This window comes from Sphingomonas sp. SL1004 (assembly GCF_057815015.1).
Genome location: NZ_JBYMUX010000001.1, coordinates 4,173,961 through 4,196,490, shown reverse-complemented (window position 1 = coordinate 4,196,490; position 22,530 = coordinate 4,173,961). Strand labels below are relative to the sequence as shown.

Genomic DNA, 22,530 nt, shown 5'->3' with positions numbered 1-22,530 from the left:
GGACGACGGGCCAGCCGCAGACCCTCCCTACGCCGGTATCAGCCGGATCAGGTTCAGCGGGTCATGGGCTGCTGCCCACCTCTCAGCCGCGCATGAGCGGCCCCCCGGGGATGGCGCCGCTTAGGCGGTCCCAGGGTGTGTGGAAAGTGCTATCGTCGTACCATCGCCGCGACGAAGCGAACGGCTTACTGATAATGGGTGATGTTCTCGAAGCCGGTATTGGTCTTCGCCATCTTCACCAGTTTCTTGATGTAGGATCGCACGTGCCGGTCGAAGCGCGTGTCGTTGTATACGCCGCTCCAGACATACTCGTCGCGATCCAGCAGCGTTGCCAGCCCCTTGGCGAACGCGTCCTGCGTCTCGATCACCGCATTCCGGTTCATCAGCGAACAGACCATTTCCTCCGCGGTCGCCTTGTCGCAATCGTCCTGCCGGTCGCGGCCGCCCTTCTCCGCGACGACCTGATCGGCACGCGCCGCCTCAGCCCGACTCGCCAGCCAGATACGGACGGTCGCACCGCTCCACGCCTTCGAAACCTCGTCTGCCACGTTCTCGACTCCAGTTCGCGCTCATCAATTCGAACGCGGCACGCCGATCGTGCTGTCGATACCGAACCGCGCATCGTCAATCACTTTGGTCCTGACCCGATATGCTGGCCAGTGCGGAGAGCCACCGGGGCAGACACCGGGGCAGGCAGCGGAAGTTTCTGATTAATCTGGGTTAGTTCGGCCATATCTGCAGGGAAAAATCGGAACGATCTGCCCCCTGCGAAGCTTGGTACGCGGGGCAGATACAGGGCGTTAACCACAATGACGATGAAACTTCTTGTTGCAGCAGCGTTGATCGGGACCTCGGGTGCCACGATCGCGCAGTCCACCACGTCGACAAACGCACCGCCGCCACCGGTTTTGCAGCATATCGCAACGCAACCTGCTGCCGCAGCGCCGGACATGCAGGCGGTGCTCAACCAGCTCCCGATACTGGGTGCCAAGCCGATCGAGACGCTGACCCCGGTCAAGGCACGGATCCAGCCGTCGGCTGCAGATGCAGCGCGCGCGGTGATGCGTCAAAAGGGTCTGTCGACCGCGCCCGATCCGGCAGTGACGACGCAGGACCTGCCCTATGGCAGCGATCCGATGCAGTTCGCCCGCATCTACAAGCCCGTCGCGGCAACCGGCGCACCGATGCCGGTCATCGTCTATTATCACGGCGGCGGCTGGGTGATCGCCGACGTCAACACGTATGACTCCGCACCCCGCCTTTTGTCGAAGCAACTGAACGCGATCGTCGTGTCGGTCGAGTATCGGCATGCGCCGGAATTCAAGTTCCCGGCACAGCATGACGACGCCTTCGCCGCCTATGCCTGGGTGATCCAAAACGCACAGTCCTGGGGTGGCGACACGACTAGGATCGCGCTCGCCGGCGAAAGCGCAGGCGGCAATCTCGCGGTCGCGACCGCAATTTATGCACGCGACAACAATCTGACGAAGCCGGTCCACATCCTGTCGGTCTATCCGATCGCCAACAGCAGCATGGATCTTCCGTCGCGCAAAGATTCGGCCGACGCCAAGCCGCTCAATACGGCAATGCTCAAGTGGTTCGGCAACTACTATACGTCGTCGATGGCCGACATGCAGGACCCGCGCCTGAACCTTGTCGGTGCGAACCTGCGTGGCCTGCCGCCGACGACGATCGTCAACGCGCAGATCGACCCGCTGCGCTCGGACGGCGAAACGCTGGCGGCGGCGATGAAGTCGGCCGGCGACAAGGTCGAGCAGCGCACCTTCCCCGGCGTCACGCACGAGATGTTCGGAATGGGGGCCGTCGTACGCGGTGCCTATGATGCGAACCAATACGCGATCGTCCGCCTGAAGGCCGCCTTCGGCATCCGCAACTGATCGATCCTGAGAGGACAATCCCCATGAAGACTTTGCTGATATCCGCTGCATTCGGTGCAGCACTCCTGGCGACCCCCGCGATGGCGCAGGTGATGACCCCGAGCGAATACGTCATGACTGCAGGCGCGAGCGATCTGTACGAGATCACGTCGAGCAAGGTCGTGCTCGAGACGACGCAGAACCCAGCGTTGCGCGATTTCGCGCAGACGATGGTGACGCAGCACACCAAGAGTACCGCCGACGTGAAGGCGGCGGCGATGAAGTCGCGCGTCAAGGTGACACCGCCGAAGCTCACGCCGCTGCAGCAGGAGCTGGTGACCGAACTGCGCGCCGAGAACGGCACAGCGCGCGATGCCGCCTATATCGCACAGCAGAAGGCGTCGCATGGCCAGGCTCTCGCCGTGCAGAAGGCCTATGCAACGGAAGGCACCGCGCCCGCGCTGAAGACCGCGGCTGCCGGGATCGTGCCGGTCGTCGAGCATCACATCATGATGCTGAAGACAATGTAACCCGCCCGGCCAGCCCTCGAACACCGCCCCATCACAGGACAGGATGAACCGACATGACGGACGATAGAACCGCTCATAACGACGATGCCCCACCGACGACGTGGAAAAAGGGCGATGCCCTGGCGGAGTCTGCAATCCCCGATGAGAAGGGCGGCACGTTCGTCGCGCGGGCCGTGACAATCAATCGGCCGGTCGGCGAAGTGTTCGCGTATTTCCGCGATTTTGCCAATCTGCCGACGTTCATGGAGAACGTCGAACGGATCGACATTCTCAGCGACACGCGGTCGCACTGGGTGGTGAAGGCCCCGGCGGGCAAGACCGTCGAATGGGATGCGGTCGTCACCGAGGAGGCGCAGGACAGCGTCATCGCCTGGACGTCCGAGCCGGGTGCCGACGTCGCCAACAGCGGCCGTGTCGAGTTCCGCGATGCGGGCGCCCGCGGCACGGTCGTCACCGCGACGATCGCCTATGATCCGCCCGCCGGTATCGTCGGCAAACTGATCGCCAAGATGTTTCAGCGCGAACCTGCGATCCAGGCGCGCCGCGACCTGCGCCGCTTCAAGCAATTGATGGAAACCGGCGAGATCGCAACCGCGGCGATGAACCGCAAACAACGCGAAGAGGAGATGGCCTGATGCGCGCTTTGGCATGGCACGGTAAGCACGACGTTCGTGTCGATACCGTCGACGACCCCGAAATCGTCAATCAACGCGACTGCATCATTAAGGTCACCGCGACGGCGATCTGCGGCTCCGACCTGCATTTGTACGACGGTTACATCCCGACGATGCAGGCGGGCGACATCCTCGGCCACGAGTTCATGGGCGAAGTGGTCGAGGTCGGCGCGAAATCGACCTTGAAGAAGGGGCAGAAGGTCGTCGTCCCGTTCACGATCTCGTGCGGCAGCTGCTATCATTGCGGCAAGCACCAGTATTCGGCGTGCGACAACGGCCTTCCCGCCGACAACCAGGACATCGCACAGGAGTTGTACGGCCAGCCCATGTCGGGCCTGTTCGGCTATAGCCACATGACCGGCGGTTATGCCGGCGGCCAGGCGGAATATGTCCGCGTGCCGTTCAGCGACGTCGGCCCGATCGTGATCCCTGACGGTGTCGAGGACGAAAAGGTGCTGTTCCTCTCCGACATCCTGCCGACCGGATGGATGGCGGCGGAGAATGCGCAGATCGAGCCCGGTGACACCGTTGCAGTCTGGGGTTGCGGCCCTGTCGGGCTGTTCGCGGTACAGTCGGCGTTCCTGATGGGTGCCGAGCGCGTCATTGCGATCGATCATTTCCCGCACCGCCTCGAACTCGCCAAAAAGTTCGGCGCGGAGACGATCAACTTCGAGCAATCGGCGGTCTACGAGGCGCTGATGGTAATGACCGGCGGGATCGGTCCCGACGCGGTGATCGACAGCGTCGGGCTGGAAGCGCACGGCTTCTTCGTCGACAACGTCATCGACCAGATCAAGGCGTCGACCTTCCTCGGCACCGATCGCGCGCATTCGATCCGCCAGGCGATCTTGGCGTGCCGCAAGGGCGGGCGGGTGTCGATGCCGGCGGTGTATGGCGGGTTCATCGACAAGTTCCCGCTCGGCGCCTTCATGGAGAAGGGGCTTACGCTCAAAACCGGCCAGACGCACGTCCAACATTACATGCCCGCGCTGCTCAACGCGATTCTGGAGGGCAAGATCGACACCACCTTCCTGATCTCGCACCGGATGGACCTGGAGGACGCCCCCAAGGGCTATGACATGTTCAAGAACAACCAGAACGAAGTGACCAAGGTCGTCCTGAAACCTGGGTTCAATTGAGAGGATCTTAGACATGGCCGATAAATTCGCAATCATTACCGGCGCCTCGACGGGCATCGGCTTCGAACTCGCCACGCTTGCTGCGAAGGATGGTTACGACATCCTCGTCGTCGCCAACGAAGCGCTGATCCAGTCCGCCGCCGCCGACTTCAAGCAGTTCGGCACCGATGTGACCGCGGTCGAGGCGGATCTTTCGACGATCGAGGGTGTGGACGCATTGCTCGCCGCTACCAACGGCCGCAAGGTCGATGTCCTGTGCGCCAATGCCGGCCACGGTCTGGGTCATGGCTTCCTCGACCAGAAGGTCGACGACTGGCGGCTGGTGGTCGACACCAACATCACCGGCACATTGTACCTGATCCAGAAGGTGCTGCCAGCGATGGTCGCGCGCAACGACGGCAAAGTGCTCGTGGTCGGCTCGGTCGCGGGCTACATCCCCGGCGCGTTCCAGGCGGTGTATAATGGCTCCAAGGCGTTCATCGACAGCTTCACCGAGGCACTGCGCAACGAGATCAAGGACGCCGACGGAGTCACGTTGACGACGCTGATGCCGGGGCCCGTCGATACCGAATTCTTCGATCGCGCCGGTATGAACGATACCGACGTTGGCACCGATCCGAACAAGAGCGATCCCGCCGATGTCGCCAAGGACGGCTGGGACGCGCTGATGGGCGGCAAGGCGTCGATCTTTTCGGGTTGGAAGACCAAGGTCCAGGGTGTGCTCGCCAACGTCATTCCCGGCTCGGTCCTCGCCGAGCAGCATCGCAAGATGGCAGAGCCCGGCAGCGCCAAGGACTGATGCGCCCCGAGCTTGAACACGCACGATGCCCCGCCCGATTTTGGGTGGGGCATCGTGGGTTCGGGCCGGGCCCAGGATGAGGAACGACGATGGCAGTGCGACTGACGGACCAAAGATCGGTGGTCGTGATCAGCGATTGGGTCGAGGGTTCGCATCGAGACCGTGCGTCTGACGATGATCGGGCCGCACTTCCAGCGCATGCGACGGATCCATCGTCTCGGCCATGGACGGGCGACGGTACCGCGAATGTCGACGTTACGGGTGGTTATCTGGAACGCCTGCCGCTCGCGCTGATCGCGGCCGGAATCGTCGATCAGGCCGAAATCTGGCATTATTGGCGCGGCGCAGGCGAGCCGCCGTTTCGCCGTGACACTGCAGCATTGGCACGGCGCGCGTTCCGCCTGGACGAAGAAACCGCGCCGTTCGCGTCGTCCGAGATGATCGGGTTCGTTAAAACATTCGGGGCACCGCATATCTTGATCGTGCTGGGCCTGGGCGTCGCACCCGAATTGCTCGACGCGTGCGCCGGCAGCATCATTCTCTACAATTCGATCGACGCTCCCGCACTGCGCGTGCCGCCCGAGGTCAGCGCGCATTTCGACCTCGTCATCACGGGTGCGCAGTGGCAGTCGGACGAGGTGGAAGCGCGCCACCCCGGCATGCGCACCACCATTCTGCCGGTCGGGCCCGAGTTCGCCGCGATCGATCAGTTCCGTCCGCTCGGCACGGCCAAGGACGTCGACCTGATCTACGTCGCCGCCGCGCAACCGTATAAGCGCCACGACATCCTGTTAGACGCGCTCGCACAACTGCCGCGCGACGTCCGCGCGCTCTGCGTGTTCGGTTACGGCGAGGATGCCGACGCGCTCCGACGCCGCGCGTATGACCAGAACCTCTCGATCGAATTCGTCGGACCGCCCGGCGTGCCGATCGACGAGGTAAATCGCCTGATGAACCGCGCGAAATTCGGCGTGGTCTGCGGCATCGACGACGGCGCTCCCGCGATCCTCACCGAATACATGCTCGCCGGCCTGCCGGTCCTGGCCAATGCCGGATTGCGGTGCGGATTGCAGTTCATCCTGCCCGAGACCGGCATGACCGCTTCGACGACCGGGTTTGCCGATGCGATCCTTACAATGTGCGAAACCTACCAAGAATTCCGGCCCCGCCAAGCCGTGTTGGAACGTTGGACTTGGGTGCATAGCGTTGCCCGGATTTCCCCGATTATCGAGCAAATACATGATGCAAAGCAATTACATTTGCATAGTCACGTCTGAGACGTGCGCTTAGGTTCCACCGACAACGCGGATCACCGCGGGCTTGCGGATTGGAAGAGCGTGCACGGTATCGGACCTACTCCCAGCCTCTCGAAATCCGGTGACCCCAGTGCCCCGCCGCTGATCTGTTTCTCGCATCTCCGCTGGGATTTCGTCACGCAGCGCCCGCAGCACTTGATGAAGCGGTTCGCGCAAACCCAGAGCGTGTTCGTCTGGGAAGAACACATTCCCTGCGACCACCCGCTGCCCTTCCTCGAACACCACCCCTTCCCCGCCGACAACGTGATCGCGCTACGCCCGCGCCTGCCACATTGGTGGAATGCCGAACAGGTCGAGGCGGGCTTGCGGCAACTTCTCGACATGCTGGTCGCGACGAGCGTTCGCGCCAAGCCTGTCCTCTGGTTCTACACCCCGATGATGCTCCCGTTCGCCGAGCATCTCGACGCTGCCGCAGTCGTCTACGATTGCATGGACGAACTGTCCGCGTTCCGCTTCGCCGACCCCGCGTTGCTCGACCGCGAAGCGCGGCTGCTCGCGCGCGCCGATCTCGTCTTCACCGGCGGCTACAGCCTCTACGAAGCCAAGCGCGGCCGTCACCGCGACGTCCATGCCTTCCCGTCGGCAGTCGACGTCGCGCATTTCGCACGCGCGCGGACCGGGAATATCGAACCTCAGGACCAGCGCAGCATCCTCGGTCCGAAGCTCGGCTTCTTCGGTGTCATCGACGAACGCATCGACCTAGCCTTGCTTGACACGGTCGCCGCAGCCCGGCCCGACTGGTCGTTCATCATGATCGGCCCGGTCGTGAAGATCGACCCCGCGCACCTGCCACGCCGCGCCAACATCCACTGGCTCGGCGGACGCGGCTACGACGAGCTCCCCGCCTATCTCTCCGGCTGGGACGTCGCGCTGATGCCGTTCGCGATCAACGCCGCGACGCGTTTCATTAGCCCGACCAAGACGCCCGAATATCTCGCCGGCGGCCTGCCCGTCGTATCGACACCGATCGTCGACGTGATCCGCCATTACGGCGACGCTGCGGCGGTGACGATCGCATCCGACGCGAACGCGTTCGTCGCGGCGTGCGAGGCCGCGCTCGCCCTCCCCCGCGAAGGCGCATGGCGCGACGAAGCCGACCGCCTGCTCGCCACGCAATCCTGGGACCGCACGCAAACCGCCATGGCAACCGAGATCGACCGCGTCCTCGGCGCGAAACGCACCTTCCGTCCCGCGCCGAAACGCGAACGCTACGACACGCTGATCGTCGGCGCAGGCTTCGCCGGTGCTGTGCTGGCGGAACGGCTCGCCGCCGACAGCGGCCAGCGCGTCCTAGTCGTCGATCGCCGCCCGCACATCGGCGGCAATGCGTACGACGAGCATGACGCGGCCGGCGTGCTGATCCACCGCTACGGCCCGCACATCTTCCACACCAATTCCGCCGACGTGTTCGACTATCTGTCGCGCTTCACCGACTGGCGACCGTACGAACATCGCGTCCTCGCCAGCGTCGACGACAAGCTCGTGCCGATGCCGATCAACCGGACCACGCTAAACGAACTCTACGGCCTGTCACTCAAGGACGACGCGGAAGCCGCCGCCTTCCTCGCCAGCCGCGCGGAATCGGTCGAGGACATTCGCACCTCCGAAGACGTCGTCGTCGCCGCAGTCGGTCGCGATCTCTACGAGACGTTCTTCCGCGGCTACACGCGGAAGCAATGGGGCCTCGACCCGTCCGAACTCGACCGCGCCGTCACCGCGCGCGTGCCGACGCGCACCTCGACCGACGACCGCTATTTCACCGACACATTCCAGGCGATGCCGGCGAACGGCTACACCCGGATGTTCGAGGCGATGCTCGATCACCCCGGCATCACGCTCGATCTCGGCGTGGAATATCGCGACGTGATCGAGCGCGTCGACGTCGACCACATCGTGTTCACCGGCCCGATCGACGAGTATTTCGACTTCCGCTTCGGCAAGCTGCCCTATCGCAGCCTCCAGTTTCGCCACGAGACGCACGACGCCGCGCAGTTCCAGCCGGTCGCGGTCGTCAATTATCCCGACGAAACCGTGCCACAGACGCGCATCACCGAATATAAGCACCTGACCGGGCAGCTCCACGCGAAGACCAGCATCAGCTACGAATTCCCGAGCGCGGAGGGCGATCCCTATTACCCGATCCCCCGCCCCGAGAACCAGGCGCTGTTCAAACGCTACGAGGCGCTCGCCGATGCCGAGGAAGGCGTGACCTTCGTCGGGCGGCTCGCGACCTATCGCTACTACAATATGGACCAGGTCGTGGGGCAAGCGCTCGCCACCTATCGCCGGATGGTCGCCAAGTCCGCCGTCCTCGAAACCCCCGTGATGGCCGCCGAATGACCCGCATCTGCCTGCTGACCGACAGCCTCGCCCCGTCCGGCGTCGGCGCGCATATGATGACGCTCGCCGAAGGGTTGGGCGGAGACGAGATCGTCGTCGCCGCGCGGCCCGGAACCGGCCTGCTCGAACACGCCGCCGCCAAGGGTTATGCGGTGAAAGCGCTCGACGACGATGCAGGCCTTGCCCGCTGGCTCGACCGCGCGGCGCCCGACATCGTCCACGTCCACGCCGGCATAGGCTGGGAAGGCCACGCCGCCGTCCGCGCTGCGCACGCGGCTGGCGTCCCCGTGATCCGCACCGAACATCTCCCCTACCTCCTCACCGACCCCGCCCAGCGCGACGAACACCGTGATACGTCGGCGGCGCTAGCTCGCCTGATTTGCGTCTCGGACGCGGTCGGTGACAGCCACCGCGCAGCCGGCATCGATCCGGCCTTCGTCGCGACGATCCACAACGGCGTCGGCGCGCACAAACCCTCGCGCTCGCGCGAAGCCCTCCGCGGCGAATGGGGCGTCGGCAATGCCCCCGTCCTCCTGATGGTCGCGCGCTTCGCCGAGCAGAAGGGCCACGCACTCCTGCTCGACGCGCTGCCCGCGATCCGCGACGCGCACCCGGACGTGATCGTGCTGCTCGCCGGCGAAGGCCCCCTCCTCACCCAGACCGCACGCGCGATTGCCGCCAAGGGGCTGGCTGGCACTGTCCGCATGCTCGGCACGCGCAACGACGTCGCTGACCTGATGACGCTCGCCGACCTGCTCGTATTGCCGTCCGCGTTCGAAGGCCTGCCGCTGGTCGCACTCGAAGCGATGGCCGCCGGCCTCCCCGTCGTCGCCACCGTCGCGCCCGGCAATGCCGAAGCGATCGAGGACGGCGTCACCGGTCGCCTGACCGCCGCCGACCCGGCCAGCTTCGCCGATGCGATCGTCACGCTGCTGGCCGATCGCGAGAGCCTGAAAACAATGGCAAGCGCGTCGATCGAACGCCAGCAGGACCTATTCTCGGCCGATCGCATGATCGCCGACACGCGCGCGGTCTACGCCGCGGTGCAAGACCAAAACACAAAGGGAGACGGCGTGGAGCGGACACGGATCGGGTTCATCGGCGCGGGCGGGATCGCCAATCGCCATTTCGGCGTGCTGGAGCAGTTCGACGACGTCGCGATCGTCGCGGTCGCCGACGTCGACATGGCGCGCGCGACCGAAGCCGCCGCCCGCTTCGGCGCGCGCGCGTTCGACGATGCCTCCGCAATGCTGGCCGCGGTCGACCTCGACGCGCTCTACATCTGCGTGCCGCCCTTCGCGCACGGCGAACCCGAACGCCTCGCGATCGAGCACAAGCTCCCGTTCTTCGTCGAGAAGCCCGTCGCGCTCGACCTCGGCACCGCGGAGGACGTCGCCGCCGCAGTCGACCGGCTCGGCCTCGTCACCGCGGTCGGCTACCACTGGCGTTATCTGGACACCGTCGACGAGGTGAAGGCGCTCCTCTCGGCAACCCCCGCCCGCCTGTTGTCCGGCTATTGGCTAGACTCCACCCCGCCGCCGCGCTGGTGGTGGAAGAAGGACGCATCGGGCGGCCAGATGCTCGAACAGACGACGCATCTCGTCGATCTCGCGCGTTATCTCGTCGGCGATGTCGTCCGCGTCTACGGCCAGTCGGGCCATATCGACCGCGCCGCCTTCCCCGGCCTCGACGTCGCCACCACCAGCACCGCGATGCTCACCTTCGCCAGCGGTGCGATCGCGAATTTCGCGTCGACCTGCCTACTCAACTGGAACCACCGCGTCGGCCTCCACCTCTTCGGCGAAGGACTCGCGATCGAACTGACCGACCGCGACGTGATGATCGACATCGGCCGCGGCCGTCCGGTCCGCGGCACCGGCAGCGATCCGGTCGTGCTGGAGGATCGCGACTTTATCGACGCGGTGCGCGGGGGCGAGAACCGCATCCGCTGCCCCTACCCCGCCGCGCTCGAAACGCTCCGCCTGGCGCTGGCGATCGAACGCTCCGCCGTCGAAGGCCGCGCGATCGACGTCCGCGAGCGCGAGGTGGCGCATGTCTGAGTGGCGCCACGTCCGGTCGCTCGGTGTCGAACGTCCCGGCCAGGCCTATTTCTTCAGCTATGACGAAGCACCCCCAGGCGACGGCCAGGTCCGCCTCGACCTGCTCTACACCGGGTTTTCCGCCGGGACCGAGCTCACCTTCGTCAAGAACAGCAACCCGTATCTCCACTCCCGCTGGGACGCAGGGCGCGGCGTGTTCGTCCCTGGCGAGCCGAGCGCCCACTATCCCGTACCGTTCCTCGGCTACATGGAATGCGCGCGCGTCAGCGACAGCCGGGTCGACGATTTCGCGAACGGCGACGTCGTCGGCACGGTGTTCGGGCACAAGACCGGCCACACCGCAGACCCGTTCAACGACCTGCTGACCAAGCTCCCGCCCGAGCTCGATCCGATCCTCGGCATCTATATCGGCCAGATGGGTCCGATCGCCGCCAACGGCATTCTCCACGCCGACGCCGAACTGCTGGGGCCCAATGTGGTAAACCTTGGCGACGGCATCCGCGGTCGCCCCGCCTTAGTGATCGGCGCAGGCATCGTCGGCATGCTGACCGCCCTGTTCGCGCAGGCTGCGGGCGCGAGCGAAGTTGTGATCGCCGACCCGTCCCCCTTCCGCCGCCTGCGCGCCGAATGCCTCGGCATCACCGCGATGACCGAGGACCAAGCCTGGGCGTATGCCAAGGCACGCTGGCTGCACGGTGGCGACGATCGCGGCGCGGACGTCGTGTTCCAGACCCGCGCCGACGCCGCCAGCCTCCACGCCGCGATGCGCGCGCTGAGACCGCAGGGCACGGTGATCGACCTCGCCTTTTACCAGGGCGGCGCGGACCGGCTCCGGCTCGGCGAGGAGTTCCACCACAACGGCCTCAACCTGCGCTGCGCGCAGATCAATCGCGTCCCGCGCGGGCTTGGCTTCCAATGGGACCGCCGCCGCCTTGCGAACGAGACGGTAAAGCTGTTGCTCGCCCGCGGCCCCGAGATCCGCGCGCAGCTCATCACGCATGTCGTGCCCTATGACGACGCCCCCGCCTTCATCGCAAAGCTGGTCGGCGAGCGGCCAGAATTCCTCCAGATCGTCTTTAAGGTCGGCGATTGAGTACCGCACTCACTGCCGACGCCCGCCCGATCCGCATCCTGTTCGTCTTCGCCTGGCTCGTCGTCGGCGGCGAGGAGACGGAGGTGCGCCTGCTCGCCCAGGCGCTCGACCCGACGCGCTACCGAATCGAGGTCGTCGCCTGCTTCCGAAAAGACGGCATGCCCGAGCAGACGCACGCACAGTTGGAAGCGATCGGCGTCCCCGTCGACCGCACGCCCTACGCGCTCGGCTTCGACGAGACCGTCGCCTACCTCGCGAGCAAGCTGCCCGCGTACGACGTGGTCGTCTCGTGCCAGAACGTCGCGGACATCTATCCTGCGCTCGAACGCATGCATCTCCGCCCGCCCTTGATCGAGCATGGCGGCCTCGTCTCCGAAGCGCTCGCCGGTCCCAAGCATTTCACCGCTCGCTATGTCGGCGTCTGCGCCTCGATCCGCGACGCCGCCGCCAGCCGCATGCCCGGCCGCGAACACCACGCGATCGAGATCCCGTCGATGGTCGATACGCGCGCCTTCGACCCCGCCCGACGCGCGCCAGTCCGTGCGGCGCTAGGGATCGCCGACGACATACCGCTGATCGGCTGGCTAGGCCGTCTCGACCCGAAGAAACGCGTCGAGGATTTCATTGAAGCCGCCGCGCTCGTCCACGCCCGCCACCCCCGCGCCAGATTCATCGTCATCGGAGGCCCGGACGCCTTCATCCCCGAATACGCCGTCGCACTTCGCAACCGAGCGCACGCCCTTGGCCTCGACACCGCCCTGACCTTTCTCGGCGACCGCGACGACGTGCCGGACCTGCTCGCCGCGCTCGACGTCTTCGTCTGGCTCTCGCGCGGCGAAGGCATGCCGCACGTGATCGCCGAAGCCGGCGCCGCACGCCTCCCTGTCATAGCAACGCGCGACAACGGATCCGAACAACAGATCGTCGACGGAGTCAGCGGCCTGTTCGTGCCCCACGAACACCCGCCCACAGTTGCCGCCGCGATCACGAAACTCATCGAAGACCCGGCACTTCGAAACCGCCTCGGCACCGCCCTCCGCGCCAAGGTCGACAGCGAGTACGCCGTCGCCGCCGTCGTCCCCCGCTGGGAAGCGCTGTTCGCCGAAGTCCTGTCCGACCGTCCACCCCTGCCCCGCCCGACGGGACTCTTCCGCAGCTTCCTGCAAGGCGGCTTCGAATCCTCCACGCACCGCCGCGCGCACGACCACAAGCGCGTCGACGTCATCGCCGCCAGCCATCACGACACCCTCGCCGCGCATGATTACGCCGAACTCGCCAAGCTCGGCATCCTGACGGTCCGCGACGGTCTGCGCTGGCATCTGATCGAACGCGAACCCGGCCGCTACGACTGGTCCAGCCTCGACCGACAGTTGGAAGCCGCGAAGGCGATCGGCACCGAAGTCATCTGGGACTTGCTCCATTACGGCTGGCCCGACGACATCGACATCTGGACACCCGCCTTCGTCACGCGCTTTGCGGCCTTCGCCGCCGCCGCCGCGCGTCATATCGGCCCCGCCGCCCCCGGCGAGACCCGCTTCTACGCCCCGGTCAACGAGATCTCGTTCTTCGCCTGGGGCGGCGGCGACGCAGCCTATCTCAACCCGTTCGCGCAACGACGCGGCTACGAACTCAAGGTGCAACTCGCGCGTGCTTCGATCTCCGCGATGGAAGCGATCCTCGCGGTCGACCCTGCCGCGCGGTTCGTGCACGCCGACCCGGTCATCAACGTCATCACCGACCCCGCCCGCCCGCACGACGCCCCCGCCGCCGAAGGCCACCGCCTCGCGCAATACCAAGCGTGGGACATGATCGCGGGTAAGGCATGGCCCCAGATCGGCGGCCACTCAGCGCTGCTGGATATCGTCGGCGTCAATTTCTACCACAACAACCAGTGGATCCACGGCGGACCACCGTTGTCGTACGACCACCCCCTCAGCCGCCCGCTCCACGCGATCCTCGCCGACGCGTACGCCCGCTACGGCCGCCCGATCTTCATCGCGGAAACCGGCATCGAAGGCAGCTCCCGCCCCGCCTGGCTCCGCATGATCCTGCGCGAGGTGAAGATCGCCCAATCGCTCGGCGTGCCCGTCGAAGGCGTGTGCCTCTACCCGATCCTCGATCACCCCGGCTGGGACGACGACCGCTACTGCCCCAACGGCCTGCTCGCCTGCTCGCCAGATCTGGCAGAGCGTCGCCCGAACGTCGCCTTGGCCGACGTCGTTCGCACCTGGCGAACCAGCGCCCTCACACCAGAAGTCCGCCCTCCGCATCACGGACCAACAGCTCTTTGGGAAAGTGCAGACTGAACCGCGCGCCCGTACCGCCCTGGTCGGGATCACGGTTGGCAGCTTCGACGGTCATCCCCATCGCCTCCGCAAAGGCCTTTACGATTGCAAGCCCGAGGCCTGTCCCGCCAATCGCGCGATCGGAGCCTTCGAGACGCCGGAAAGTCTCGAACACCTCGGCCTCGCGACCCGGCGGCAAGCCCAATCCTTCGTCGATCACAGACAGCGTCAGCACACCGTAGCGGTGATCGCCGCGCACCACGATCGGCGTCCCCGGATCGGCATAGCGCCCGGCATTGTCGAGCAGGTTGAGCAGGCAATGGTGGAGCAGTTGCGGATCGACGCGGACCAGTGGCAGGTTCGGCGGCACATCGAGCTGGATCGCATGCCCCTCCAGCGCGCGCTTGGTGTCGTGCACCGCCCCCGCCACCGCGTCGGTCAGGTCGACCGGTTCAAGCCGCAACCGGAGCGCCCCCGCCTCGACCCGCGCCATGTCGAGCAGATTGCCGACGAACCGGTTGAGCCGCGCCGCCTCGCTCTCGATCGTCGCGATCAGTTCCGGCGTGACGCCGCGGTGCAGTTCCGCCGCCGCCGCCATCACCGACGTCAGCGGCGTGCGCAAATCGTGGCTCACCGACGACAGCAACGCCTGCCGCAACCGATCGCGCTCGCGCACCGCATCGACATCGCGCATCTCGACCTCGAGCCGCGCGCGTTCGAGCACCAGCGACGCCTGATCGACCAGGCTCATCAGCAACGGCAACTGGTCCGACCGTACCGGATCGCCGCCTGCCTCACGCGCGAGTCCGAGCACCGCCAGCGTCCGTTCGCCCGAGCGCAACGGCTGGAAGAACCACTCCGACGCCGCCAGCGTGCTCGACCCGCGACCCGCCGGAGCGCCGCTGTCATAGGCCCATTGCGCGGCCGCCATCTCCATCGTCTCTAGCCGGTAATCCGCGCCGTTCGCCGCCTGCACCGCGAGGCCAGTATCCTCCGCGACGAGGATCACCGCGCGCACTCCGAACAACCGGCCGATTTCCTCGCAGATCGCGCGGGCCAGTGCGACGGGCTCGTTGAGCGACGTCAGTTGGCGCAAGAAACCCGCGAGCGCGGCGTTGGTGCGGGCGCTGGCGGCGGCGATATCGGCCTGCGCGCGGACGCGCGACGTGAGCTGGCTCGTCACGAACGCGATGCCGAGCAGGACGAGGATCGAGATCACGTTCTCGGGATTGTTGATCGTCAGCGTGCCGGTCGGCGGCAGGAAGAAGAAGTTGTACGCGATCGACGAGGCGATGCCTGCGAACAGCCCGGTGCGCAGGCCGAACAGGCTCGCCGCGGCCATCACCGGGAGCAGGTACAGCAGCGCGACGTTGCCGAGGTTGAGGATGTGGAACAGCGCGCTCGCGACGCCGGTGACGCCCGCGACCATCGCCGTCGTCCACGCGTAGCCTGCCTTGCTGCCCCAACCTCCGGTCCGCACGCGCGCGCCGCGGGGCGCGGTGGGCGGGTCCATCGGCAGGACGTGGACGGCGATCCCGGGCGACTCGCGGACCATCTGGTCGACGACCGAGCCGTGGCGCAGTTCGAACCAGCGCGAGCGGGTGGACTTGCCGACGACCAGCTGCGTCGCGCGCGCTTCGGTCGTGAAGGTCTTGAGGCCGTCGACCACTGACGTCGCGGGGACGGTCGCGACGTCGCCGCCGAGTTGCGTCGCGAGGTTGAAGACCGCGGCGAGCTGGCGGTGCTCGGGCTCGCCGAAGGTCTGCGCGCGCGGCGTCTCGATATACACCGCGGTCCAGGGCGCGTGCATCGCGTCGGCAATCCGCTTGGTGGCGCGGACGAGGCCGAGCGCGCCGGGCAGTTCGCTGATCGCGACGACGATCCGCTCGCCGCCCGCCCAGGTGCCGCCGACGCCCAATGCGCGGACGTGTTCGAGCATCTGCGCGTCGACGGCTTGCGCGGCGCGGCGCAACGCGAGTTCGCGCAACGCGGACAGGTTGGACTTGGAGAAGAAATGCGAGAGGGCGCGGGTGGCCTCCTGCGGGAGGTAGACTTTCCCCGCCTTCAGCCGCTCGATCAGTTCGTCGGGCGGGATGTCGACGACTTCGATCTCGGCGGCTTCGACGATGCTGTCGGGGACGGTCTCTCGCACCCGGACTCGCGTAAACGAGGCGACGACATCGTTGAGGCTCTCGATGTGCTGGATGTTGATCGTCGAATAAACGTCGATGCCCGCGGCGAGCAATTCCTCGACGTCCTGGTAGCGTTTCGGGTGGCGGCTGCCGGGCGCGTTGGTGTGGGCGAGTTCGTCGACCAGGACGAGCGTGGGCGCGCGTTCGAGGATCGCGTCGAGGTCCATCTCGTCGAGCGTGCGGCCTTCGTAGGGGATCGCTTTGCGCGGGACGATCTCGTGACCTCTGGTGAGGGCTTCGGTTTCGACGCGGCCGTGCGTCTCGACCACGCCGATGACGACGTCGACACCGGCGCGGCGACGTTCGGCGCCTTCGGAGAGCATCTCGTAGGTTTTGCCGACACCGGGGGCGGCGCCGAGAAATATCTTCAGACGGCCGCGACCCTCCTGCGACGCCTGTCGCAGAAGGGCCTCGGGGGATGGTCGTCCGTCGTCGTTCAACGCGCGCCCGTCGCGTCCAGTGCGCGGTTGAGAGCGAGGACGTTGACGCGCGGCTCGCCGAGGATGCCGAGCAGCGGGCCCTCGACGTTGGCGGTGACCAGCGCGCGGACCTTATCAGCGGGCAAACCGCGGGTACGCGCGACGCGAGCGACCTGGGCGTAGGCCGAGGCTGGCGACAGATCGGGGTCGAGGCCCGAGCCCGAGGCGGTAGCTAGGTCGGCCGGCAGCGCACCGCTCACGCCTTCCGCGCGACGCTTGACGACGTCAGCTTTGGTGCGATCGACGAGCGCCTGGCTGGTCGGGCCGTAGTTCGAGCCCGAGGAGGCCAATCCGTCATAGCCCTTGCCCGCTGCAGACGGACGCGTCTGGAAATAGCGGTCGGTGGTGAAGGCCTGGCCGACGACGGTCGAGCCGATCGCCTTGCCGTTGGCCATGATGAGGCTGCCGTTCGCTTGCGCGGGGAAGATGGCCTGTCCGATCCCGGTCATGGCGAGGGGATAGACGATCCCGAGGAGCAGCGCGAACAGGATCGTCATGACGAACGCCGGGCGGAGGGCGGAGGTGAAATCGGAGTTCATTCTGTCGTCTCCATGTGTCCCCGCGGAGGCGGGGACACAGTCTGGGCACCCGCCTTCGCGGGTGAACAATTCTCAGGGGTGAGGCCGGCGGAGGTTGCTTCGTCCGCCGTTCCCCTTGGCACCACCCCGGCGAAGGCCGGGGTCCAATTGGGCAACGTCGCCAACTTCTGTTGCACTTCGTTACCTCGACCTCTCCAATTGGGCCCCGGCCTTCGCCGGGGTGGTGTTGGGGGTTGGTGTGAGGGTGCATGCGCGCATGACGGGTTAGTCTCGGTCATCATGCCAGCCCCAAGGCACCGACCAGGATGTCGATAAGCTTGATCCCCACGAACGGCGCGATCAGGCCGCCCAGGCCATACACCGCGAGGTTCCGCGCGAGCAGCGGGCCCGCGGCCATCGGCTTGTACGCCACGCCCTTCAGCGCGAGCGGCACCAACATCGGGATGATGATCGCGTTGAAGATGATCGCCGACAGGATCGCGCTTTCGGGCGAGCCGAGCCGCATCACGTTGAGCACGCCCAGCCCCGGATAGAGCGCGACGAACATCGCCGGGATGATCGCGAAATACTTCGCCACGTCGTTCGCCACCGAGAAGGTCGTCAGCGCACCGCGGGTCATCAGCAGCTGTTTGCCGAGGCCGACGATCTCGATCAGCTTGGTCGGATCGCTGTCGAGGTCGACCATGTTGCCCGCCTCGCGCGCGGCCTGCGTGCCGGTGTTCATCGCCACGCCGACGTCGGCCTGTGCGAGCGCCGGCGCATCGTTGGTGCCGTCGCCGCACATCGCGACCAGCCTGCCCCCCTGCTGTTCCTTGCGGATCAGGTCGAGCTTGTCCTCTGGCGTCGCCTGCGCGAGGAAGTCGTCGACGCCGGCCTCGGCGGCGATCGCGGCGGCGGTGAGCGGGTTGTCGCCGGTGATCATCACCGTGCGGATGCCCATCGCGCGCAGTTCGCCAAACCGCTCGCGGATGCCGGCCTTCACGACGTCCTTGAGGAAGATCGCGCCGAGCAACCGGCCATCGCGGGCGACTGCCAGCGGCGTGCCGCCGGCGCGGGCGATCTCGTCGGTGATGCGGCGCAGTTCGGTCGCGGCGGCGGTTGCCCCTGCTCCCGGATTGGCCTTCAGGATCGAGTCGACCGCGCCTTTCTGGATCAGCGAACCGCCGACGATCACGCCAGAGATACGCGTCTGCGCGGTGAACGGGATGACTTCCGCATCGCTCGGCAATTCGCTGGTCGTCACGCCGAACTTCTCGCGCGCGAGGACGACGATCGAGCGGCCCTCGGGCGTTTCGTCGGCGAGGCTGGCGAGCAATGCCGCCTCGGCGAGGTCCTCGTCACGCGTACCACCGACCGAGCGGAACTCGCTCGCCTGGCGGTCGCCGATCGTGATCGTGCCGGTTTTGTCGAGCAGCAGCACGTCGATATCGCCCGCCGCTTCCACAGCGCGGCCCGACTTGGCGAGCACGTTGAAGCGCACCAGACGGTCCATCCCCGCGATCCCGATCGCCGACAGCAAGGCTGCGATCGTCGTCGGGATCAGCGTGATCAGCAGCGCCGCGAGGATCGCGACCGGCACGCGGCCGCCCGCATAGCTGGCAAACCCGGGGATCGTCCCGACCGCGATCAGGAAGATGATCGTCAGGCCGACGAGCAGCAGCGTCAGCGCGATCTCGTTCGGCGTCTTCTGCCGCTCGGCGCCCTCGACCAGCGCGATCATGCGGTCGAGAAAGCCTTCGCCGGGGTTGGCGGTGACCTTGACCCGGATCTCGTCGGAGATGACGCGCGTGCCCGCGGTCACCGCCGAGCGATCGCCGCCCGCCTCGCGGATCACCGGCGCGCTCTCGCCGGTGATCGCGGCTTCGTTGACCGAGGCGACGCCCCAGACGACTTCGCCGTCCGCGGGGATAAGGTCGCCCATCGTGACGAGGACGATGTCGCCCGCGCGGAGCATGCTGGCGGGGACGGACTCGACCTGGTCGCCCTTCATGCGGCGTGCGGTCAGCTCGGCCTTGGTCGCGCGGAGCGACGCGGCCTGCGCCTTGCCGCGTCCTTCGGCGAGCGCTTCGGCGAAGGTGCCGAACAGCACGGTCAGCCACAGCCAGATCACCAACTGAATCTTGAAGCCGACCGAGAGCCCGTCGCCGCCGACGTTGACGAGGATCGTCAACAGCGTGGCGACACAGGCGGTGACGAACATCACCGGGTTGCGGATCAACTGCCTTGGGTCGAGTTTCCGGAAAGCGTCGCCGATCGCCGGGATGATCAAGTCGGCCGTGAACAGCGACTTGGTAGGGGTGCGTGCCATTTTGGCTTGTCCCGTCAGAAGGTTTTGCCGCTGATCATCGCGAGATGATCGGCGATGGGACCGAGCGCGAGGCTCGGCAGGAAGGTCAGGCCGCCGACGATCAGGATGATCCCGACCAGCAGGCCGACCCACCGTGCGCCCGTCGTCGGGAACGAGCCTGCGCTCTCCGGCGTGTATTTCTTGGCCGCGAGACCACCGGCGATGGCGAGCATCGGCACGATGATGAAGAAGCGCCCGAGCCACATCGCGACCCCCAGCAGGCCGTTGTAATACGGCGTGTTGGCGGTGAGCCCGGCGAAGGCCGACCCGTTGTTCCCGACCGCGCTGGTGAACGCGTAGAGGATCTCGCTGAACCCGTGCGGCCCCTTGTTGAGCGGCCCGGCGAGCCCGTCCGGCAGCACGGCGCTGAGCGCGGTGAAGCCGAGGATGACGAGTGGCAGGATGGCGATCGCCAGCACCGCCAGTTTCACTTCGCGCGCCTCGATCTTCTTGCCGACATATTCGGGCGTGCGGCCGACCATCAGACCCGCGACGAACACGGCGAGAATGGCGAACAGCAGGAAGCCGTAGATGCCCGCGCCGACGCCGCCGATGACGACTTCGCCGAGTTGTATGTTGAGCAGCGGGATCATGCCGCCTAAGGCCGTGAAGCTGTCGTGCATCGCGTTGACCGCGCCGCACGATGCGGCAGTGGTGACGACGGAGAACAAGGCGGATGCGGCGATCCCGAAGCGGACCTCCTTGCCTTCCATGTTACCGCCCGCGACGCCGATGTTGTGGAGGATCGGGTTGCCCGCGGCTTCCTGCCAATAGGTGATCGTGACGCCGGCAAGGAACAGCACGAGCATCGCCGAGAGGATCGCCCAGCCCTGCCTGGTGTTGCCGACGGCCTTGCCGAACGTCCAGGTGAGGCCGAAGCCGATCAGGAAGATCGACAGCATCTGCACGAGGTTGACCAGCGCAGTCGGGTTTTCGAACGGATGCGCCGAGTTCGCGTTGAAGAAGCCGCCACCATTGGTGCCGAGCATCTTGATCGCTTCCTGGCTCGCAACCGGGCCGAGGGTCAGTGTCTGCTTGAGGCCTTCCAGGGTCGTAATGTCGACCGTGCCGGCCATCGTCTGCGGTACGCCACTGGCGATATAGAAGAGCGTCACGACGACGCAGATCGGCAGCAGCACGTACAGCGTGACGCGAGTCATGTCGGCCCAGAAATTACCGATCGTCGCACTCGACCTACGCGCGAACCCGCGGAACAGCGCGAACGCCAGCGCGATACCAGTCGCCGCCGACAGGAAGTTGTGGATCGTCAGGCCGAACATCTGGCTGAAGTTCGACATGGTGGATTCGCCACCATAGCTCTGCCAGTTGGTGTTCGTCGTGAAGCTGATCGCGGTGTTGAACGCGAGATGGGGGCTGAGCCCCGCCAAGCCCTGCGGATTGCCGGGCAGCACGCCCTGCAGACGCAGCACCGCATAGGTCAGCGCCATCAGCATCGCGTTGAACATGATCATGTGCAGCGCGTAACGGCGCCAGCCCTGCTCCTGTTTCGGGTCGATGCCGCTGAGCTTGTAGAAGCCGGTCTCGACGGGGCCGAGGATGGCGTGGATCGGGGTGCGGCGGCCTTCGTACAAGGCGAACAGCCACAGGCCGACCGGTTTGGTCAATGCCAGCAGGATGCCGACGAAGCCCAGGATGAGGATCCATCCTTCGAATGTCATGAGGACGCGCTCCTAAAAGCGTTCGGGACGGATGAGCACCGCCACGAGGTAAAACAGCAGCCCGAGCGCGACGATCGCGGCGAGCCAGAGGTCGAGGGTCATGATGGTGTCCTCATGGGCTCAGGCGTTGTCGCACAGGCGGACATAGGCGAGCGTCGCCGCCACCAGTCCGACCATGAACGCTATCCAGAGTAGATCCTGCATCGGTCGTTCCTCTTCAAAAGGCGGCGGTGAGCGAGGCAACCACGGTGCCGTCGGCGATCGATCCGGTGCCGTCCTGTCCGCGGGAGAAGCTCGGCTGGAGATACGCTGCACTGCGACGCGTAATGTCGGTGTCGACATAGCTCACGTTCAGCGTCAGGTTTCGATACGTAGTGTCCGCACCCAGCGACCAATCCCAATAGTCGCCGGTCGGCGCCGCGCTGGTCGCGTTCGGACCAAGCCCGTCATTGCCCCAGCTGTGGCCGATATGCGCCTTGGCGGTGATCGGCGTCCCGGGAAGCGCGAACGCGCCGTCTCCGGTGAGGTACAGATTGTCCTCCTTGTCGCCCGCGTCCGTATAGACGCCCGCGGCGGCATCGGCGCCGGTGCGATACCATTTGCCGAGTGCCTGCTGCCTCGGCGCGTAGAACGCGCTGGCGGTCAGCGTCGCCGGGCCGGTCGTGCCGCTGAGCTTCACATAGGGCTCGGCGTAATCGGTCTTCGACGCGCCGCCCGGATACATGTACCAGGTCAGGCCGACGTCGATCGTCGCATTGTCCGCGAGCTTGTGTTTGTAGCCGCCGATCAGGTCGAGCTCCATGTTCGAGCCGCCGAACGTGCCCCAGCCCGACAGGTTCGAGCCCCAGGCGCCGACATAGAACCCGCTCTCGTGCGCGACCGTCAGCCCGCCCTGGATCGCGCCGTTCTTGTCCGACTGCGACACGCCGCGCAGGCGGTAGTCGGTCGCGAGCGTCGCGGAGCCGGTTACGGTTACCGGAGACGGCGGCGCGGTATCCTGTGCGAACGCGGGCGTGGCGATACCGGCGATTAGACTGACGGCGGCGGTGAAACGAAGAATGTGCATTGCGGTCCCCATGCGCGCGCTGCCGGAAGGATGGCGGTTCGCGAGGACTGACAATTAGGCTTTGCCGACGTAGCAATTCGAGATCGGTTTCGGCTGATACGCGTATGTTCTCCAT

At 66.2% G+C, this 22,530-nt stretch carries 17 protein-coding genes and 1 riboswitch; of the genes, 10 read left to right on the top strand and 7 right to left on the bottom strand.

Going from position 1 to position 22,530, the window contains the following annotated elements; translation table 11 throughout:
* Nucleotides 1-7 precede the first annotated feature (7 nt).
* Nucleotides 8-117, bottom strand: a riboswitch (TPP riboswitch).
* 68 nt (nt 118-185) lie between these two features.
* The gene (locus tag AC3D24_RS19375) at nt 186-548 is read right to left on the bottom strand and encodes a hypothetical protein (protein ID WP_489032674.1); all 363 of its coding nucleotides are present in this window, start codon (nt 546-548) and stop codon (nt 186-188) included.
* 261 nt (nt 549-809) lie between these two features.
* Here AC3D24_RS19375 and AC3D24_RS19370 point away from each other — a divergent pair, with 261 nt between their 5' ends.
* The 10 genes from AC3D24_RS19370 to AC3D24_RS19325 all read left to right on the top strand — a co-directional run bounded on the left by AC3D24_RS19370 (nt 810) and on the right by AC3D24_RS19325 (nt 14,134).
* Entirely contained in the window at nt 810-1,898 is a 1,089-nt protein-coding gene (locus AC3D24_RS19370) for an alpha/beta hydrolase (RefSeq protein WP_489032673.1), read from the top strand.
* Nucleotides 1,899-1,921: 23 nt separating this feature from the next.
* Nucleotides 1,922-2,407: a DUF4142 domain-containing protein gene (locus tag AC3D24_RS19365; RefSeq protein ID WP_489032672.1), complete on the top strand. Its 486-nt coding sequence runs from the start codon at nt 1,922-1,924 to the stop codon at nt 2,405-2,407.
* 53 nt (nt 2,408-2,460) lie between these two features.
* Nucleotides 2,461-3,042, top strand: a complete 582-nt coding sequence (locus tag AC3D24_RS19360; RefSeq protein WP_489032671.1) for an SRPBCC family protein — start codon at nt 2,461-2,463, stop codon at nt 3,040-3,042.
* Nucleotides 3,042-4,220: a zinc-dependent alcohol dehydrogenase gene (locus tag AC3D24_RS19355; protein WP_489032670.1), complete on the top strand. Its 1,179-nt coding sequence runs from the start codon at nt 3,042-3,044 to the stop codon at nt 4,218-4,220. Before AC3D24_RS19360 ends, AC3D24_RS19355 begins: the two co-directional genes overlap by 1 nt.
* Before the next feature lie 13 nt (nt 4,221-4,233).
* The gene (locus AC3D24_RS19350; protein WP_489032669.1) at nt 4,234-5,019 is read left to right on the top strand and encodes an SDR family NAD(P)-dependent oxidoreductase; all 786 of its coding nucleotides are present in this window, start codon (nt 4,234-4,236) and stop codon (nt 5,017-5,019) included.
* Nucleotides 5,020-5,144: 125 nt separating this feature from the next.
* Nucleotides 5,145-6,296 (top strand): glycosyltransferase family 4 protein, encoded by a 1,152-nt coding sequence (locus AC3D24_RS19345; protein ID WP_489032668.1) that lies wholly within the window; start codon nt 5,145-5,147, stop codon nt 6,294-6,296.
* A gap of 177 nt (nt 6,297-6,473) precedes the next feature.
* Nucleotides 6,474-8,675: a UDP-galactopyranose mutase gene (glf, locus tag AC3D24_RS19340; protein ID WP_489033244.1), complete on the top strand. Its 2,202-nt coding sequence runs from the start codon at nt 6,474-6,476 to the stop codon at nt 8,673-8,675.
* On the top strand, nt 8,672-10,735 hold the full coding sequence (locus AC3D24_RS19335) for a glycosyltransferase (protein WP_489032667.1): 2,064 nt from the start codon (nt 8,672-8,674) through the stop codon (nt 10,733-10,735). The genes glf and AC3D24_RS19335 overlap by 4 nt, the downstream gene beginning before the upstream one ends.
* Nucleotides 10,728-11,828 (top strand): zinc-dependent alcohol dehydrogenase, encoded by a 1,101-nt coding sequence (locus AC3D24_RS19330; protein WP_489032666.1) that lies wholly within the window; start codon nt 10,728-10,730, stop codon nt 11,826-11,828. The genes AC3D24_RS19335 and AC3D24_RS19330 overlap by 8 nt, the downstream gene beginning before the upstream one ends.
* Nucleotides 11,825-14,134 (top strand): glycosyltransferase family 4 protein, encoded by a 2,310-nt coding sequence (locus tag AC3D24_RS19325; RefSeq protein WP_489032665.1) that lies wholly within the window; start codon nt 11,825-11,827, stop codon nt 14,132-14,134. The genes AC3D24_RS19330 and AC3D24_RS19325 overlap by 4 nt, the downstream gene beginning before the upstream one ends.
* Here the strand turns inward: AC3D24_RS19325 and AC3D24_RS19320 are convergent.
* The 6 genes from AC3D24_RS19320 to AC3D24_RS19295 form a co-directional block, all read right to left on the bottom strand.
* Nucleotides 14,073-16,745: a DUF4118 domain-containing protein gene (locus AC3D24_RS19320; RefSeq protein ID WP_489032664.1), complete on the bottom strand. Its 2,673-nt coding sequence runs from the start codon at nt 16,743-16,745 to the stop codon at nt 14,073-14,075. The genes AC3D24_RS19325 and AC3D24_RS19320 overlap by 62 nt on opposite strands.
* The gene (gene kdpC / locus AC3D24_RS19315) at nt 16,742-17,323 is read right to left on the bottom strand and encodes a potassium-transporting ATPase subunit KdpC (protein WP_489032663.1); all 582 of its coding nucleotides are present in this window, start codon (nt 17,321-17,323) and stop codon (nt 16,742-16,744) included. Before kdpC ends, AC3D24_RS19320 begins: the two co-directional genes overlap by 4 nt.
* A gap of 277 nt (nt 17,324-17,600) precedes the next feature.
* Nucleotides 17,601-19,631, bottom strand: coding sequence for a potassium-transporting ATPase subunit KdpB (gene kdpB / locus AC3D24_RS19310; protein ID WP_489032662.1), 2,031 nt, complete (start codon nt 19,629-19,631; stop codon nt 17,601-17,603).
* Between the two features lie 14 nt (nt 19,632-19,645).
* Nucleotides 19,646-21,349, bottom strand: a complete 1,704-nt coding sequence (gene kdpA / locus AC3D24_RS19305) for a potassium-transporting ATPase subunit KdpA (RefSeq protein ID WP_489032661.1) — start codon at nt 21,347-21,349, stop codon at nt 19,646-19,648.
* Between the two features lie 12 nt (nt 21,350-21,361).
* Nucleotides 21,362-21,451: a K(+)-transporting ATPase subunit F gene (kdpF, locus tag AC3D24_RS19300; protein WP_055875324.1), complete on the bottom strand. Its 90-nt coding sequence runs from the start codon at nt 21,449-21,451 to the stop codon at nt 21,362-21,364.
* A gap of 115 nt (nt 21,452-21,566) precedes the next feature.
* A complete protein-coding gene (locus AC3D24_RS19295) occupies nt 21,567-22,415 on the bottom strand; it encodes a TorF family putative porin (protein ID WP_489032660.1) in 849 nt (282 codons plus the stop codon).
* Between the last annotated feature and the right edge of the window lie 115 nt (nt 22,416-22,530).

Coding starts and splice junctions, on each gene's coding strand:
- AC3D24_RS19370 (WP_489032673.1), top strand. CDS start 810: ATGACGATGAAACTTCTTGTTGCAGCAGCGTTGATCGGGACCTCGGGT.
- AC3D24_RS19365 (WP_489032672.1), top strand. CDS start 1,922: ATGAAGACTTTGCTGATATCCGCTGCATTCGGTGCAGCACTCCTGGCG.
- AC3D24_RS19360 (WP_489032671.1), top strand. CDS start 2,461: ATGACGGACGATAGAACCGCTCATAACGACGATGCCCCACCGACGACG.
- AC3D24_RS19355 (WP_489032670.1), top strand. CDS start 3,042: ATGCGCGCTTTGGCATGGCACGGTAAGCACGACGTTCGTGTCGATACC.
- AC3D24_RS19350 (WP_489032669.1), top strand. CDS start 4,234: ATGGCCGATAAATTCGCAATCATTACCGGCGCCTCGACGGGCATCGGC.
- glf (WP_489033244.1), top strand. CDS start 6,474: ATGAAGCGGTTCGCGCAAACCCAGAGCGTGTTCGTCTGGGAAGAACAC.
- AC3D24_RS19335 (WP_489032667.1), top strand. CDS start 8,672: ATGACCCGCATCTGCCTGCTGACCGACAGCCTCGCCCCGTCCGGCGTC.
- AC3D24_RS19330 (WP_489032666.1), top strand. CDS start 10,728: ATGTCTGAGTGGCGCCACGTCCGGTCGCTCGGTGTCGAACGTCCCGGC.
- kdpC (WP_489032663.1), bottom strand. CDS start 17,323: ATGAACTCCGATTTCACCTCCGCCCTCCGCCCGGCGTTCGTCATGACG.
- kdpB (WP_489032662.1), bottom strand. CDS start 19,631: ATGGCACGCACCCCTACCAAGTCGCTGTTCACGGCCGACTTGATCATC.
- kdpA (WP_489032661.1), bottom strand. CDS start 21,349: ATGACATTCGAAGGATGGATCCTCATCCTGGGCTTCGTCGGCATCCTG.
- kdpF (WP_055875324.1), bottom strand. CDS start 21,451: ATGACCCTCGACCTCTGGCTCGCCGCGATCGTCGCGCTCGGGCTGCTG.
- AC3D24_RS19295 (WP_489032660.1), bottom strand. CDS start 22,415: ATGCACATTCTTCGTTTCACCGCCGCCGTCAGTCTAATCGCCGGTATC.